Raw genomic sequence first — 14,202 nt, forward strand, 5'->3', positions numbered from 1 at the left:
TCCTACTTTCCGAGGATCAGGCTCATGGCTTCGGCACGGGTGGCGGTTTCCCGCAGCTGCCCGCGCACCGCACTGGTCACGGTCTTCGCGCCGGGCTTCTGCACCCCGCGCATGGACATGCACATGTGCTCGCATTCAACGACGACGATCGCACCGGAGGGGTTCAGGTGCTCCACGAGGGCATCAACGATCTGGGTGGTCAGGCGCTCCTGGACCTGCGGGCGGCGGGCGTACACCTCGACCAGCCGGGCCAGCTTGGACAGGCCGGTGACCTTGCCGCCCTTGCCCGGGATGTAGCCGATATGCGCCGAACCGTAGAAGGGCACCAGGTGGTGCTCGCAGGTCGAGTAGAACGGGATGTCCTTGACCAGCACCATCTCATCGTGCTCGATGTCGAAGGTGGTGGACAAGTGGTCTGCCGCTTTCTGGTGCAAGCCGGCGAAGAACTCCGCATAGGCCTTGGCCACCCGCTTCGGGGTGTCTACCAGGCCGTCGCGGTCGGGATCCTCGCCAATGGCTTCCAGGATCTCGCGCACGGCTGCCGCGATCCGCGGCTGATCAATCTCTTGTAGTTCACTCACGCTTCGATCCTAGTCGGTCGAGGAAGCTGCGCGCTCCTTGGGGCTTAATATCGGGCCCTCGTGGTGCACCGGACGGGCCTCGTTGCTCAGCCAGACTTCGCGCTTGTCGCGCTTCACCAGGTCGGAGAAGATCTCGGCGATCTCCTTCTGGTTCAGCGTCTCGCGCTCCAGCAGCGCCAGGGCCAAGCGGTCGAGCACATGGCGGTTGGCCATCAGCGCCTGGTAGGCGTCGTTGTGCGCCTGCTCGATCAGCTCGCGCACTTCCTGGTCCACCAGGTGGGCCATTTCGTCGGAGAAGTCGCGGGAGGCGGTGCCCATGCCCTGCTCGGCAGCCGAGCCGGCCAGGCGCACGGCGCCCACTTTCTCGCTCATGCCGTATTCGGTGACCATCTTGCGCGCGGTGGCGGTGGCCTTCTCGATGTCGTTGCTGGCACCGGTGGACGGATCGTGGAAGACGATCTCCTCGGCGACGCGCCCGCCCATGGCGTAGGCCATCTGGTCCAGCAGCTCGTTGCGGGTGACCGAGTACTTGTCGGATTCGGGAACCACCATGGTGTAGCCCAGCGCGCGGCCGCGCGGCAGGATGGTGATCTTGGTGACCGGTGCGGTCTGGTTCATGGCCGCGGCCACCAGCGCGTGGCCGCCCTCGTGGTAGGCGGTGACCTTGCGCTCGTGCTCGTCCATCAGGCGGGTGCGCTTCTGCGGGCCGGCCATGACGCGGTCGATGGCCTCGTCCAGGGCGCGGTCGTCGATCAGGTTCGCGTTGGAGCGGGCGGTGAGCAGCGCGGCCTCGTTGAGCACGTTGGCCAAGTCGGCACCGGTGTAGCCCGGGGTCTTCTTCGCGACGGCGTTCAGGTCCACGGTGGCATCCATCGGCTTGCCCTTCACGTGCACGGCCAGGATCTGCTCGCGGCCCTTCAGATCCGGTGCCTCCACCGGGATCTGGCGGTCGAAGCGGCCCGGGCGCAGCAGCGCCGGGTCCAGCACGTCGGGGCGGTTGGTCGCGGCAATCAGGATGACGTTGGTGGTGGCGTCGAAGCCGTCCATCTCCACCAGCAGCTGGTTCAGGGTCTGCTCGCGCTCATCGTTGCCGCCGCCGATGCCGGCGCCGCGATGGCGGCCGACGGCGTCGATTTCGTCAACGAAGATGATCGCCGGGGAGTTGGTCTTTGCCTGCTCGAACAAGTCGCGAACGCGCGAGGCGCCCACGCCGACGAACATCTCCACGAAGTCCGAACCGGAGATCGAGTAGAACGGTACCGCCGCCTCGCCGGCTACGGCCTTGGCCAGCAGGGTCTTGCCGGTGCCCGGAGGGCCGTAGAGCAGCACGCCCTTGGGGATCTTCGCGCCCAGGGCCTGGAATTTGGCTGGTTCCTGAAGGAATTCCTTGATTTCGTGGAGTTCCTCCACGGCCTCGTCGGCGCCGGCGACATCCTTGAAGGTCACCTGCGGCATGTCCTTGGTGATCAGCTTCGCCTTGGACTTGCCGAACTGCATGACCTTGGAGCCGCCGCCTTGGGAGCGGGCGAGGATGAACCAGAAGATGCCGGCGATCAGCAGGAACGGGATGATGATCCCGAGCATCGACAGCAGCCAGTTGCTTTCCACCGGCTGGTCGGTGAACTTGCCCAGGTTGGCCTTGTTGATCTCATCGACCACCAGTTCGGCACGGGCGGTGGAGTAGTAGAAGCTCACCGAGGTGCCCTTGTCCACGCCATCGACCTTCAGCGAGTCGCGCAGCTTCAGATCCACGCGCTGGTCGCCGTCGAACATCTTCGCTTCGGTGACATTGCCGCTGGTGAGCTGGTGCAGGCCTACGGAAGTGTCCACCTTGGCCGAGTTATTGCCGAAGACCATCGGCAGGAACAACACCACGGCGACTACGCCGACCAGGACCCAAATGATCCAGCTGTTAAAAAGCTTCTTCGTTTTCATTGATCCGACAGGCCCCGCGCCTGGCGCATCCCCCTCACGCACTGCTCTGGCGTCCGGGTCACGCCACCTTCGATATTTCTCAACGCCCCATTGGCGAGAAAAGTTCCCTACTGGTAAATATGCGGGGCCAAGGTGCCCACGCAATCAAGGTTGCGGTACTTTTCCGCGAAGTCCAGGCCGTAGCCCACCACGAATTCGTTCGGGATGTCCATGCCGACGTACTTGACGTCGATTTCCACCTTGGCTGCTTCCGGCTTGCGCAGCAGGGTGCAGATTTCCACCGAGGCCGGGCCGCGGGATTCCAGGTTGGACTTCAGCCAGGACAAGGTCAGGCCGGAATCGATGATGTCCTCGACGATCAGCACGTGCTTGCCCATGAGGTCGGAATCCAGGTCCTTGAGGATGCGCACCACACCGGAGGACTGGGTACCCGAACCGTAGGAGGACACTGCCATCCAGTCCATGGTCAGGTGGGAGTTCAGTGCGCGAACCAGGTCAGCCATGATCATCACGGCGCCCTTGAGCACACCTACCACGAGGATGTCGCGGCCTTCGTAATCCTTGTCGATCTGCGCGGCAAGTTCTTCCACGCGGGCCTGGATTTCTTCCTTGGTGTACAGAACGTGCGCAAGATCGGCTTTGACTGCATTGGAATCCACGAGAATTCTCCTGATTCTAGAGGTGTGGTACTTACCTAGAGTGCCACATTTAGCGGAAGGTTGTTTAGCCGGTTGTGGTGAAAACGATCACCGATTGCCGCCGGAAGGCGCTGATCCTGCCATCCAGCTGCACAGGACCAGCTGATTTGGACTTGGGGACGCCGAGCCCGGCCAGCGCGCACAGCGCCGCCGTTCGCTCATGGCCCACATTCCTGGCCCCGGCTTCCATGGCGGCCAGGCGCAATACTCGCGAGCTGATGGCCACCGGCAGCTTGGCCAGGTCCGGGATCGCCAACCCGTGCTCGTCCTTGGCCGCTTGGGCCCATTCGTCGAGGGCTTGGGCGTCGGCGGCGGCCAGGCTGGCGGTGCGCGCCAGCGCTTCGGGAACATGCTCGCCAAGTTCCTCGCGCAAGAAGGGCAGGATCCTATGGCGGATGAGGTTGCGCTTGTACCCGGTGTCCGCGTTGCTCGGATCTTCCCAGTAGCCAAGCCCCGCCTGCCGGCAGATTTCCTCGGTTTGCGCCCGGGACAGTTCCAGCAGGGGGCGCCGGTAGGCTCCGCGCCGGGCAGGGATGCCGGCCAGCGAGCGGGTTCCCGATCCGCGCAGCAGCCCCAGCAGCACCTGCTCGGCCTGGTCGTCGCGGGTGTGGGCGAGCATCAATGCCTGCGCGTTGAACTGCTGCAGGGCTGCTTCAAAGGCCTGGTACCTGGCCGTGCGGGCCGAAGCCTCGTCATCCGAGGTCTCGACCTGGAGCACCGCCACCGGGTCCAATCCCAGCTCGCGGCATTGCCCGGCGGCTCGTTCGGCCGCCTGGGCGCTGCCGGGCTGCAGGCCGTGATCGATAACCACGGCGCCGAAGGAAGCGGGCAGCGTCGCCGCGGCAATGGCCAGGGCTAGCGAGTCGGCACCGCCGGAAACCCCGATCAGGTTCAGCCCGGGCGCGCTGCTGGCACTGATGGCGGCGCGGGCAAGGTGAAGGGCGCGGCTCATCGGGTGCGGGCCAGCCAGCGTTCCGGGTCATCGAGTTCCCCGGCGCTCGGGAACATCTCGCGGGCGGTGAAGATTTCGTTGAAGCCCTCGTAGCCGATCGCGTCGACGATATGCCGCACGAATTTTGCCCCGCGTTTGTACTGCAGCGCCTTGGCATCCAATCCCAGCAGCTTGCCCAGCAGGATCGCCAGGGCCGAACGGTTCTCGCCACGGGCTTCGAAGCGGCGGCGGATGGTCTTGATGCTGCGGATCGAGGTGACATCGTTCATCACGACCATGGCGTGGCCTTCGAGCACCGACATGATGCTGGTCAGTTCGCTGACCTCGGACTTCATGGATTTCAGGCGTTCACCCAGTTCGCCCATGGAGTGGGTGGTGCCGGCCAGCGGCTCGAAGGCCTCGGCCAGGGTCTGCTTCATGACCCCGGGGATCCAGGCAGCGTGCTCGAATTGCAGGCGGTGGGTCTGCTCGTGGGTGGCGATCCACAGGTAGAAGTCGCGGGCGTTCACATTCAGCTCGCCGCGGATCTGGGTGATGGTCGGGGCGTTGAGCAGCAGGCGCGGGCCGACGAATGGGTCGAACTGGCCCAGCACCCGGGTGCCCAGCACCGAGAGCACCGCGCCAAGTTCTGCGCCGGCAATCAAGGGGACCACACCGGGGACGTCCTGGCGCGCTGCCGGGAGCAGGGCCGCGAAATTCTGGCTGACGGCCTTGGCCCAGCCGGACCGGTCCACCACCAGGGTCTGCGAGGGCGCGGAAGCAGCCAGCTTGGAAACCTTCTCGGCCTCCACCAGGCCTTCGCCGGCGGCGATGCGCAGTTCCTCGATGATCCGTGCGGCATCCTGGGCCTGGATCCCCGGCCCGGCGGGCATCAGGGTTTTCGCGGCCTTGGCCGCCAGCTTCCAATCGACGAACTGGTTCATTTGCTGCTCCTGCGGCGTTCAGCTCCGGCAGCCACAGCCACGGATGGCGGTGACAGCAGAGTCAATGGTTGGCTTGTGGGGTGCGAGTGTTCCGTTGGGCTGATCGGCATAGATCGAGAAGGCGAGCAGGCGCCCGTCTTCGGTCATGGCCATGCCCGTCAGCGTGGCCACGCCGGTGAGCGAGCCGGTCTTGGCGCGGACCAGGCCAAGTGTTCCGGCACCGCCCAGGCGGTTCATCAAGGTGCCGTTGTAGCCGGCGACCGGCAGCGAGTAGACGACCTCGCGCAATTCCGGCTTCTTGCTGGTGGCGGCCGAGCGCAGTACCGCGGTCAGCGCCGCGGGCGAAATCCGGTTCCTGGCAGCCAGGCCGCTGGTGTCCACGAGCGTGTGTCCAGCAGCCCCATGGGCCTGGGCCACAGCAGCGACGGCGGCCCCTGCCTGTTCCCCGGGCATCTGGCGGTCCAGCGCCACCAGGCGGCCCATGGATTCGGCAATGTAGTTATCCGAAACCAGCAGCATGTGCTTGATGACATCGCGCAGCGGTGCGGACTTCACTTCGGTGATCTGCTCGCCCCCCGCATAGGGGCCGCGGCCACCCTCATCCACCTTGACCCGCTCGCCCAGGGCTTGGGCGAAGACCTTGCGGACCTGCCCGGCCGGGTCGGACTGGTAGGCGGTGCTGGTGCTTTCCCCGGCACGCCCGGCGTAGTGCGCAATCGGGTAGACCTGGCCAATGTTATTGGAGGTGAACAGCGACTTGTCCCAGGCGGGGTTGCTGTGCGCATCGCCGAACAGCGAGTCGTCCAGCCACAGCTTGACCTCGCTGATGCCGCGCTTTTCAAGTTCTTCGGCGGTCTGCTTGGCCAGGGTTGCCAGTCCTGCATAGCCCTTGGGGTGCGCCGGGTCCGATTCCCCGTCGCCCAGCAGCACATCTCCCCCGCCGCGCAGGATCAATGTGCCGCCATCGAGCAGCACGCTGGTGGACAGCTGGGTGTCGCCGCCGAGGGCATCGAGGGCCGCGATGGCGGTGACTACCTTCAGGCTGGAGGCCGGGGTGCCATTTATTTCGGAGTTCCTGTCATACAGGACTGTGCCCGTGGCCACGTCGACCACCTGGGCGTTGAAGGACGTCCGGTCGGGCTTGTCCGCCAGGATGCCATCCAGCTTCGCGGCGAGGATCCCGGGGTCCGGTTGCGCGGCGTTGGGGTCCAGGTCCCGCACGGCGACTGGGGATTTATCGGCCAGCTGCGCGCTGGCCGGGGTGTAGAAAGCCTCGGGCTCTCCGGTGAAGAATCGCGGGGCCAGCAGCATCGCGGCAATCACTGCAACCATGGCAACAATCGCCACCCCCAGCGTAATAGCGCGTCGGGCGGCAGTGTTCATATGGTTACATTCCTCTCGCAGTTTTATCCATCAGGCGCAATGGGGCGATACCCTTATTAGCGGATATCCCTAAGACTAGTTTAGGAGTGTGCTTTTCATGAGCCACGACGTGACCATCGAGATCCCCACCGGATCGCGCGTCAAGTACGAGATCGACCACGAGACCCACCGCCTGCGCCTGGATCGCGTGCTGTTCACCTCGATGCAGTACCCAACCCACTACGGCTACTTCGACGATACTCTGGGCGAAGATGGCGATCCATTGGACGCCATGGTCTTCATCCCGGGTGTTGACCTGATCCCAGGTGTTGTTGTCGAAGCACGCCCAATTGGCGTATTCAACATGACCGACGATGGCGGTGGCGATGCCAAGCTGCTGTGCGTTCCTGCCGACAAGCGCTTTGACCACATCAAGGAACTTGAAGACATCGACGAATGGCTGATCAAGGAGATCGAGCACTTCTTCACCCGCTACAAGGACCTGGAACCAGGCAAGTGGGTCAAGGCCGAGGGTTGGGAAGGCCGCGAGGCTGCCGAAGCCGAGCTGGCTCGCTCCATCGAGCGTTTCAAGGCCTAGCCACTAGGCTCAAGCCGAACATGGCGGCGACCCCCGAATCGGGGTCGCCGCCATTGCTTTTGCTGCCGGTTCACTGCCGGAGACCCGGACTTGCCCGGCGCTAGGCTTCAGGCAGCATTCCGCTGAGCACATCTTCCTGCGCGGAAACTTCCAGGGTCTGCACGTCCTTGAGTTTCCGCTCCACCGCACGGGTCCGGGTACCGGCATCGCGCACCGTGTTCTGCGCCGTGGCCAGCTGCTTGCCCAGCTTGTCCCAGACATCTCCGTACTTGCGGAACTCTTCCTTGGCCGCCGAGAGCACCTGCCACACCTCACTGCTGCGCTTCTCAATGGCCAGTGTCCGGAAACCCATTTGCAAGGAGTTCAGCAGGCTCATCAGGGTGGTCGGCCCCGTGACCAGCACCCGGTGCTCGGCCTGCAGCTTGCTGGCCAGCCCCGGGCTGCGCACAACCTCGGCGAACAGCCCCTCGGTGGGCAAGTACATGATGGCGAAGTCGGTGCTGTACGGCGGGGCGATGTACTTGCTGGAGATCAGCTTGGCCTGCTCAAGGATCGCCCGGTCCAGCGCCTTGCCCGCAGCGGCGATGACGGCCTTGTCGCCGTGCTCCTGGGCATCGAGCAGGCGCTCGTAGTCCTCTTGCGGCAGCTTGGAGTCGATTGGCAGATAGATCGTTCCGGCATCCCGCCCGGGCAGGATCACCGCGAACTCCACGACCTCGCGGCTGCCGGGCACGACCGCCACGTTCTGCTCGTACTGCTCTGCGGTGAGGATGTCTTCCAGCTGGCGCGAAAGCTGCACTTCGCCCCATGAACCACGGCTCTTCACGTTGGTGAGCACGCGTTTCAGCCCGCCGACATCCTGGGCCAGGCTCTGCATTTCCCCCAGCCCCTTCTGCACCATTTCCAGCCGCTTGCTGACCAGTTCAAAGGATTCGCCCAGCCGCTTCTCCAAGGTCCCCTGGAGCTTCTCGTCCACCGTCTCGCGCATCTTCTCGAGTTTGGCTTCATTGCCCGAGCGCAGTTTCTCCATTTCCTGCTGGAGCAGCCCCTGGACCTGCAGATGGCGGTTCGCATTGGCTTCTGCCATCGCGGTCAGCTTGGCGTCGATCTCGGTACGCACTTCGCCCATCCCCTGGCGCAGTTCGGTGCGCTGGGTCCCCAGTTCCTGCCGGAGCTCCGCATTAGCAGCACGCACCGAGTCCTGGATCTGGGTGCCATCAGAGCCGGATGTCCTGCGCACCAGCAGCAAGGCAATACATGCCGTTGCCAGAATATTCAGGATGACGAGTACAAAAACCGCGATTACCATGAGCACCTAACCAAGAACTGTCGAGCGGACCATTGCCTCAGTCCTATCAGCGGACACCGACAGTTTGGGCCCATAATGGGTCCATGCATATTTTGGTCACCGGTTTCGAGCCGTTCGGCAACGACGAATTCAATGCCAGCCAGGAAGCCGTTTCCAGCCTTCCCAGGCAGCTGGGCGAGCATCAGGTCCTCACCGCCATGCTTCCGGTGTCCTTCGCGGCCTCCGGCAAAGCACTCGAATCGCTCTTGGCGAAGCACCAGCCCGATGCGCTGATTTGCGTCGGCGAAGCCTGCGGCCGGAATGCAATCACGCCGGAGCGATGGGCTTTTAACGAAGATGATGCCCGCATCCCCGACAATGATGGCGCCCAGCCACGGTCAGCGGCCATCAAGGCGAATGCGCCGGGACGCTTGGATGCCACACTTGATCCAGCAGCGGCCGTCCGCGCCCTGCTCGCCGCAGGCTATGAGGCAAGGGTCTCCGAGGATGCCGGGCGTTTCGTGTGCAACCACACTGCGTATTTGGCGTATTCCCAACCGGTCCCGGCATTGTTCATCCATGTTCCCGCACTGCGCCCGCCAGGGGTTCAAGCCACGGTTGGTGCTGAAACCGACGCATCGGCCAGCCAACCTCGGCCCGGGGACCTGAGCCAGCTATCGTCGGCCCTGGGCATTGCGATACTGGGAAGCCTCGCCCCCGGTGGATAGACTGCTTTCATGGAAGCGGTAATGGCACTGGACGGCCTGGAAGTTGGCATTCTGGTGCTGTGGGCGCTGGGCACGCTCTTTGTGCTGGTGCAGTTCCTCCGCGAACGCTGTGTGCGCACCGCCATACCGCTGGCCCTAGCCATGCCTATTCCCCTGTTTGGCGCCGTCTACTCGGTGGCCCGCTTGACCGGGATCATGATGAAACGAAAGCCTGGATCCGATAATGAATAGCAGTCCCACCCGCTGGATGGTTCTTTTTTCGCTTGCCATCGGCTTTCTTTTCATCGGAGCTTTCGCCCTGGTTGTCTCGGGGCTCGCTGCACCATGGCTGGACTGGGACTAGGAATGTGACCATCTGATACTTGCGGGATTACTGCCGGGGTTCAGCGCAGGGCTAGCCTTGAAGCATCATGACCCTGCATAATCTCACTCCGCTCGATCAGCTGCGTGCCGGAAAGCTCCCCCTGCGTCTTGCAAATCTGTTCATCGGCCTCATGCTTTTTGCGCTGGCCATGGCACTGCTGATCCGCGCCCAGCTCGGCGTGGATCCGTGGGATGTGCTTCACCTGGGCCTGGCCAACTACATTCCGCTGTCGCTGGGAACGATAGTGATCATCGTCGGCGTCGTGGTGCTGCTGGCCTGGATTCCGCTCAAGCAGTGGCCAGGATTGGGCACCGTCGCCAATGTGCTGCTCATCGGGCTTGGCCTGGACTTCTTTCTCTGGCTCATCCCTGATGTCCACGGGTTGGGCTGGCAGATCCTGACCCTGGTTGGCGCCATCGCCGTCAATGGCCTTGGCGGCGCCCTGTACATCGGCTGCCATTTCGGCCCCGGCCCGCGCGACGGCCTGATGACCGGGCTGCATTTGCGCACCGGCAAATCGATCCGCCTGCTGCGCACCATTATCGAGGTGTGCGTGCTGGGGATCGGCTGGTTGCTCGGCGGTCCGGTGGGCGTGGGCACGGTGGCTTATGCGCTGCTGATTGGCCCCGCTACGCAGTTCTTCTTCAAGTACACGACCGTTGCGCTGCCCGCCCAGCAGGGCGCGCCCAGCAGCACCCTGTCCTAGTTCCTCCTGATCCCGCCAGCCGGCGGACCAGCATCAGGCTGGAGCAGCACCGTTAGCCGCCAAGTGCCGCACAGTGCGCGACAAACCCGGTTGCACACGCAATACTTGAATCATGTTTGTCGTTGCGCTCAGCCCCCGGCCCCGCTCGGTCACCGATGTTGCCGCCGCCAGCGAGCAGCTCTGGCACCAGCTGGAACAAGTCGACACCCACGCGCCGTTCACCGCGCTCAGCGGGCAGCTGCTGCTCGGAGTGCCCAGTGACCCCGATGCCGCCGTCGACGCGCTGCTGCGCGTGGCACGGCTGAACTTCTGCAATATCGGGCTGGGCATCGGCAGCCTGTACGAGCCGGTGCCCGTAGAGGCCGACCTGGTCGAGGGCAGGGCGGCGCGGCGCGCGCTCGGCGCGCTGGAGGCGGCCAGCCACCGCGGCGAAAGGGTCCCGATCTGCGTTTCCTCGGGCAATGACGAGATGGACGGCGAGCTCGAGGGCCTGCTGCGCATGCTCGGACAGTGGATCCGCACCCGCACCGAGGCCGAATGGTCCGTCGTTGACCTGTTGACTCCCGGTGTGCGCGGGCAGCAAAAAGCGGTCGCCGGGATCCTGGGAATCACTCCCCAGGCAGTATCTGCGGCGATCGTGCGTTCGGGCTACAACGACGAGCTGGGCGCGCGGGCAGCGATCGCCCGGCTGCTGGAATACACCGACCAGCTCTAGACTCTGGTGCTAGCTGCCCAGCAGCCCTTCCAGGACGATGGCCAGGCCATCCTGGTCAACGCCTTCAGTCACGGCGTCGGCCGCTGCCTTGACCTCATCCGGCGCTTGGCCCATGGCCACGCCATGTCCGGCCCACTGCAGCATTTCGACGTCATTGCGGCCATCGCCTACTGCCAGCGAGTCCTTCGAATCGAACTTCAGGATCGCCCGCAGCCGCTCCAGGCCGCTGGCCTTGGTGGTACCCTCGGCGGCAATATCCAGCCAAGCGGTCCAGCCCACCGAGTAGGTCACCCCGGAGAGCCCCAGGCTCTGCACGGCATGCCCGAATTCCTCGGCGGTGTTGTCGGTGGAGAAAACCACCACGCGCACGGCCTTGCTGTTGACCAGCTCGCCGAAATCAACGACCTTGCTCTCGGCGCCAAAGCTCATGTCGCCGAAGGTTTCGCTGGAAAGGAATTCGCCGCGCTCGTTTTCCAAGGCGTACTTGGCTTTGGGAAGCTGGTCGCGCAGCGCCTTGAGCGCTGTCGACGGGTCGAAGATCTCGCGGTGCAGGATCTCGACTTCATCCTGGCACACCTTTGCGAGCACGCCGCCGTTGCTGACCACGACATAGCCATGGTCGATGCCCAGTTCCGCCATGATGGGCAGGGCCGCACCCAAGGAGCGGCCGGTGGAGATGATTACCTCATGGCCCTGGGCCACTACACCCCGCGCGGCATCGCGCACGCGCTGGCTCATTTCCCCCTGGTGGTTGACGATGGTGCCATCCACGTCAAGGCAAATCATCAATTTTTGCTTGGTCAGCCGGTCATCGTTGCCGAGCTTAGTCATAACAGTCATGGCTCAAGTTTAACCACCACCGCGGGTTTTTGGCGATGACCCAAGGCACAGCGCCAAGTGAACAACCGGTTAAAAGCATTTGCCGGCTGCCCGCGAGGGGCAGCCGGCAAATGGCCGGTCATTGGCTACTTGAGTACTTCGAGTCCGCCAAGGTAGGGCTGCAGCGCCTTGGGCACGTTGACCGAACCGTCCGGGTTCTGGTGGTTTTCCAGAATCGCCACGAGCCAGCGGGTGGTCGCCAGGGTGCCGTTCAGCGTCGCCACCGAACGGGTCTTGCCGGCCTTGCCGTCGATGATCTCGCGTTCGCGGATATTCAGGCGGCGGGCCTGGAAGGTGGTGCAGTTCGAGGTCGAGGTCAGTTCGCGGAAGGTGCCCTGGGTAGGAACCCAGGCTTCGCAGTCGAACTTGCGCGCGGCGCTCATGCCCAAATCCCCGGCGGCGGTGTCGATCACGCGGTAGGGAAGTTCCATGCGCCCGAGCATGTCCTCTTCCATGGCCAGCAGCTTCTGGTGCTCTGCTTCGGCGTCCTCGACGCTGGCGTAGACGAACATCTCCAGCTTGTTGAACTGGTGCACGCGGATGATGCCGCGGGTGTCCTTGCCGGCCGAACCAGCCTCGCGGCGGTAGCAGGAGGACCAGCCGGCGTAGCGGATCGGGCCGTCGGCCAGATCCATGATCTCGTCCGCGTGGTAGCCGGCCAGGGCCACCTCCGAGGTGCCGACCAGGTACATGTTGTCGCGCTCGAGCTTGTAGATCTCGTCGTCGTGCTCGACATCGAAGCCGGTGCCCTGCATGGTTTCGGGGCGGACCAGGGTCGGGGTGATCATCGGGATGAAGTCGTGCGCCATGGCCACATCCAGGGCCATGTTCATCATCGCGATTTCCAGCCGGGCGCCGATGCCCTTGAGGAAGTAGAAGCGCGAGCCGGAAACCTTGGCGCCGCGTTCCATGTCGATGGCGTCCAGCTTCTCGGCGATCTGCAGGTGGTCCAGCGGCTCGAAGCCCTCGGCCTTGAAGTCGCGGGCGGTGCCCACGTGCTTGACGACGGTGAAGTCATCCTCGCCGCCGGCCGGGATGCCGTCGATGATCAGGTTGGGGATGGAACGCTGCAGTGCGGTGCACTTGGCGGAGGCCGCGTCGGACTCGGCCTGGGCGGACTTCACCGCGGCAGCGAGCTCCTTGACCTCGGCAAGCAGGGCGGCGCGCTCGTCGCCCTTGGCCTTGCCGACCTTCTTGGAGAACGCATTCTGCTCGGCACGCAGGCGCTCGTAGGTGGCGATGGTTTCACGACGTGCCGTGTCAGCTGCCAGCAGCTGGTCAATTAACGACTCGTCGGCACCGCGCGCGCGTTGCGAGGCACGGTACAAATCCGGATTTTCGGTGAGCATTTTCAGGTCGATCACATGTTAAGGGTAGCAATCATGAGTACGATGAGAGCATTATGCAGACAAATCGTGTGATCGTTTTCTCTGCCGTGGCTGCTGCAGCTGCCGCCGCGGCGACCAGTTGGTATTCGGTGCGCAAGCTTTCGAACTACAGCAAACCGCTGATCAAGCAGCCCGAAGCGGCTGAACAGGCAGCGGCTACCAAGGTGGCCCTGGTCATCAATCCTTCCAAGTCAGGTGCTGACGAAGCAAGGGAAGCCGTGGTCCGCGTCTGCGCTGAAGCGGGCCTGGAAGCACCGCTGGTCCTTGAAACGACCAAGGACAACGCCGGCCAGGATGCAGCCCGTGAAGCACTCGATGCGCAATGCGACACAATTATTGCCGCAGGTGGCGACGGAACCATCCGCGCCGTCGCGGAAGTGCTCGAAGGCACCGGCGCATCCCTGGGAATCCTGCCGCTGGGCACTGGCAACCTGCTGGCCCGCAACGTGGATATTCCGCTCGATGACCTGCACACCGCGGCGCTGGTGGCAGTGCGCGGGATGGTTCGCCGGATCGACGTCGGGCACATGAAGCTGCAGCTGCTGGACGGCAAGGAGGCGGATCATGCTTTCCTGGTCATCGCCGGCGTGGGCACCGACGCCGACCTGTTTGACGACACCAACGAAGAGCTGAAATCCAAGGTTGGCTGGCTGGCCTACTCGGAAGCCGGCCTGCGCCAGTTGCCGGGCCAGCGCAAGAAGGTCAGCTTCAAGCTCTCGGGCGACGAGAGCTGGCAGACCCGCAAGGTCCGTTCGGTGCTCTTCGCCAACTGCGGAAAGCTGCAGGGCCTGGATTTCGTGCCCGACGCCAAGATCGACGACGGCGTGCTCGACGCAGTGATCCTTTCTCCCCGCTCGGCCGCCGGCTGGACCTGGATCCTGCTCAAGACCGCATTCCGCGCCAAGAACAAGATTCCGGTGATGAGCTTCTACCAGACCTCTGGCGTGTCGCTGCGTTGCGATGAGCCGATGAATACCCAGATCGACGGGGACCCCACCGGCCAGGTCAACGAACTGCAGGTGTCCGTGAACCCGAGCGCCCTGCGCCTGCGCACCCCGTAGCGCATGCCGAAGGCCCGGCCGATT

The 14,202-nt window shown here is 64.1% G+C and carries 15 protein-coding genes; 6 read left to right on the top strand and 9 right to left on the bottom strand.

Annotated features, from left to right (window positions below; genetic code table 11):
* Positions 1-2: 2 nt before the first annotated feature.
* From folE to dacB, 6 genes are all read right to left on the bottom strand, one after another.
* Entirely contained in the window at positions 3-581 is a 579-nt protein-coding gene (gene folE, locus AC1Z36_RS02230; RefSeq protein ID WP_286134348.1) for a GTP cyclohydrolase I FolE, read from the bottom strand.
* A 9-nt stretch (positions 582-590) separates the two neighbouring features.
* Positions 591-2,516, bottom strand: a complete 1,926-nt coding sequence (gene ftsH, locus AC1Z36_RS02235) for an ATP-dependent zinc metalloprotease FtsH (RefSeq protein ID WP_402472122.1) — start codon at positions 2,514-2,516, stop codon at positions 591-593.
* Between the two features lie 107 nt (positions 2,517-2,623).
* Positions 2,624-3,175, bottom strand: coding sequence for a hypoxanthine phosphoribosyltransferase (gene hpt, locus AC1Z36_RS02240; RefSeq protein WP_105658629.1), 552 nt, complete (start codon positions 3,173-3,175; stop codon positions 2,624-2,626).
* A 64-nt stretch (positions 3,176-3,239) separates the two neighbouring features.
* Positions 3,240-4,166, bottom strand: coding sequence for a tRNA lysidine(34) synthetase TilS (gene tilS / locus AC1Z36_RS02245; RefSeq protein WP_286134349.1), 927 nt, complete (start codon positions 4,164-4,166; stop codon positions 3,240-3,242).
* Positions 4,163-5,089, bottom strand: coding sequence for a zinc-dependent metalloprotease (locus AC1Z36_RS02250; protein ID WP_105662169.1), 927 nt, complete (start codon positions 5,087-5,089; stop codon positions 4,163-4,165). The genes tilS and AC1Z36_RS02250 overlap by 4 nt, the downstream gene beginning before the upstream one ends.
* 18 nt (positions 5,090-5,107) lie before the next feature.
* Positions 5,108-6,472 (bottom strand): D-alanyl-D-alanine carboxypeptidase/D-alanyl-D-alanine endopeptidase, encoded by a 1,365-nt coding sequence (gene dacB, locus AC1Z36_RS02255; protein ID WP_105662170.1) that lies wholly within the window; start codon positions 6,470-6,472, stop codon positions 5,108-5,110.
* Positions 6,473-6,569: 97 nt separating this feature from the next.
* On the opposite strand from dacB, the gene AC1Z36_RS02260 reads away from it, so the two are divergent.
* Entirely contained in the window at positions 6,570-7,049 is a 480-nt protein-coding gene (locus AC1Z36_RS02260) for an inorganic diphosphatase (protein WP_105658632.1), read from the top strand.
* Positions 7,050-7,149: 100 nt separating this feature from the next.
* On the opposite strand, the gene AC1Z36_RS02265 is transcribed toward AC1Z36_RS02260, so the two are convergent.
* Positions 7,150-8,358, bottom strand: a complete 1,209-nt coding sequence (locus AC1Z36_RS02265; RefSeq protein ID WP_105662171.1) for a DNA recombination protein RmuC — start codon at positions 8,356-8,358, stop codon at positions 7,150-7,152.
* Positions 8,359-8,441: 83 nt separating this feature from the next.
* Between AC1Z36_RS02265 and AC1Z36_RS02270 the strand changes: the two genes are divergently transcribed.
* From AC1Z36_RS02270 to AC1Z36_RS02285, 4 genes are all read left to right on the top strand, one after another.
* Positions 8,442-9,065, top strand: coding sequence for a pyroglutamyl-peptidase I (locus AC1Z36_RS02270; protein WP_483561610.1), 624 nt, complete (start codon positions 8,442-8,444; stop codon positions 9,063-9,065).
* 9 nt (positions 9,066-9,074) lie between these two features.
* Positions 9,075-9,296 (top strand): hypothetical protein, encoded by a 222-nt coding sequence (locus AC1Z36_RS02275; RefSeq protein WP_133833724.1) that lies wholly within the window; start codon positions 9,075-9,077, stop codon positions 9,294-9,296.
* A 179-nt stretch (positions 9,297-9,475) separates the two neighbouring features.
* On the top strand, positions 9,476-10,135 hold the full coding sequence (gene yczE / locus AC1Z36_RS02280; RefSeq protein WP_105658636.1) for a membrane protein YczE: 660 nt from the start codon (positions 9,476-9,478) through the stop codon (positions 10,133-10,135).
* 112 nt (positions 10,136-10,247) lie between these two features.
* Entirely contained in the window at positions 10,248-10,850 is a 603-nt protein-coding gene (locus AC1Z36_RS02285; RefSeq protein ID WP_105662174.1) for a hypothetical protein, read from the top strand.
* Positions 10,851-10,859: 9 nt separating this feature from the next.
* On the opposite strand, the gene AC1Z36_RS02290 is transcribed toward AC1Z36_RS02285, so the two are convergent.
* Together AC1Z36_RS02290 and serS are read right to left on the bottom strand one after the other, a co-directional pair.
* Entirely contained in the window at positions 10,860-11,690 is an 831-nt protein-coding gene (locus tag AC1Z36_RS02290; protein ID WP_483561611.1) for an HAD family hydrolase, read from the bottom strand.
* Between the two features lie 125 nt (positions 11,691-11,815).
* Positions 11,816-13,093 carry a serine--tRNA ligase gene (serS, locus tag AC1Z36_RS02295; RefSeq protein ID WP_105658639.1) on the bottom strand — a complete coding sequence of 426 codons (1,278 nt, stop codon included), beginning with the start codon at positions 13,091-13,093 and terminating at the stop codon, positions 11,816-11,818.
* 38 nt (positions 13,094-13,131) lie between these two features.
* Between serS and AC1Z36_RS02300 the strand changes: the two genes are divergently transcribed.
* Positions 13,132-14,178 carry a diacylglycerol/lipid kinase family protein gene (locus AC1Z36_RS02300; RefSeq protein WP_105658640.1) on the top strand — a complete coding sequence of 349 codons (1,047 nt, stop codon included), beginning with the start codon at positions 13,132-13,134 and terminating at the stop codon, positions 14,176-14,178.
* The last annotated feature ends 24 nt before the right edge of the window (positions 14,179-14,202 follow it).

Source organism: Glutamicibacter sp. BS14 (assembly GCF_056934375.1).

Coding starts and splice junctions, on each gene's coding strand:
- ftsH (WP_402472122.1), bottom strand. CDS start 2,516: ATGAAAACGAAGAAGCTTTTTAACAGCTGGATCATTTGGGTCCTGGTC.
- AC1Z36_RS02260 (WP_105658632.1), top strand. CDS start 6,570: ATGAGCCACGACGTGACCATCGAGATCCCCACCGGATCGCGCGTCAAG.
- AC1Z36_RS02300 (WP_105658640.1), top strand. CDS start 13,132: ATGCAGACAAATCGTGTGATCGTTTTCTCTGCCGTGGCTGCTGCAGCT.
- AC1Z36_RS02290 (WP_483561611.1), bottom strand. CDS start 11,690: ATGACTGTTATGACTAAGCTCGGCAACGATGACCGGCTGACCAAGCAA.
- AC1Z36_RS02270 (WP_483561610.1), top strand. CDS start 8,442: ATGCATATTTTGGTCACCGGTTTCGAGCCGTTCGGCAACGACGAATTC.
- AC1Z36_RS02285 (WP_105662174.1), top strand. CDS start 10,248: ATGTTTGTCGTTGCGCTCAGCCCCCGGCCCCGCTCGGTCACCGATGTT.
- tilS (WP_286134349.1), bottom strand. CDS start 4,166: ATGAGCCGCGCCCTTCACCTTGCCCGCGCCGCCATCAGTGCCAGCAGC.
- dacB (WP_105662170.1), bottom strand. CDS start 6,472: ATGAACACTGCCGCCCGACGCGCTATTACGCTGGGGGTGGCGATTGTT.
- AC1Z36_RS02250 (WP_105662169.1), bottom strand. CDS start 5,089: ATGAACCAGTTCGTCGATTGGAAGCTGGCGGCCAAGGCCGCGAAAACC.
- yczE (WP_105658636.1), top strand. CDS start 9,476: ATGACCCTGCATAATCTCACTCCGCTCGATCAGCTGCGTGCCGGAAAG.
- AC1Z36_RS02265 (WP_105662171.1), bottom strand. CDS start 8,358: ATGGTAATCGCGGTTTTTGTACTCGTCATCCTGAATATTCTGGCAACG.
- AC1Z36_RS02275 (WP_133833724.1), top strand. CDS start 9,075: ATGGAAGCGGTAATGGCACTGGACGGCCTGGAAGTTGGCATTCTGGTG.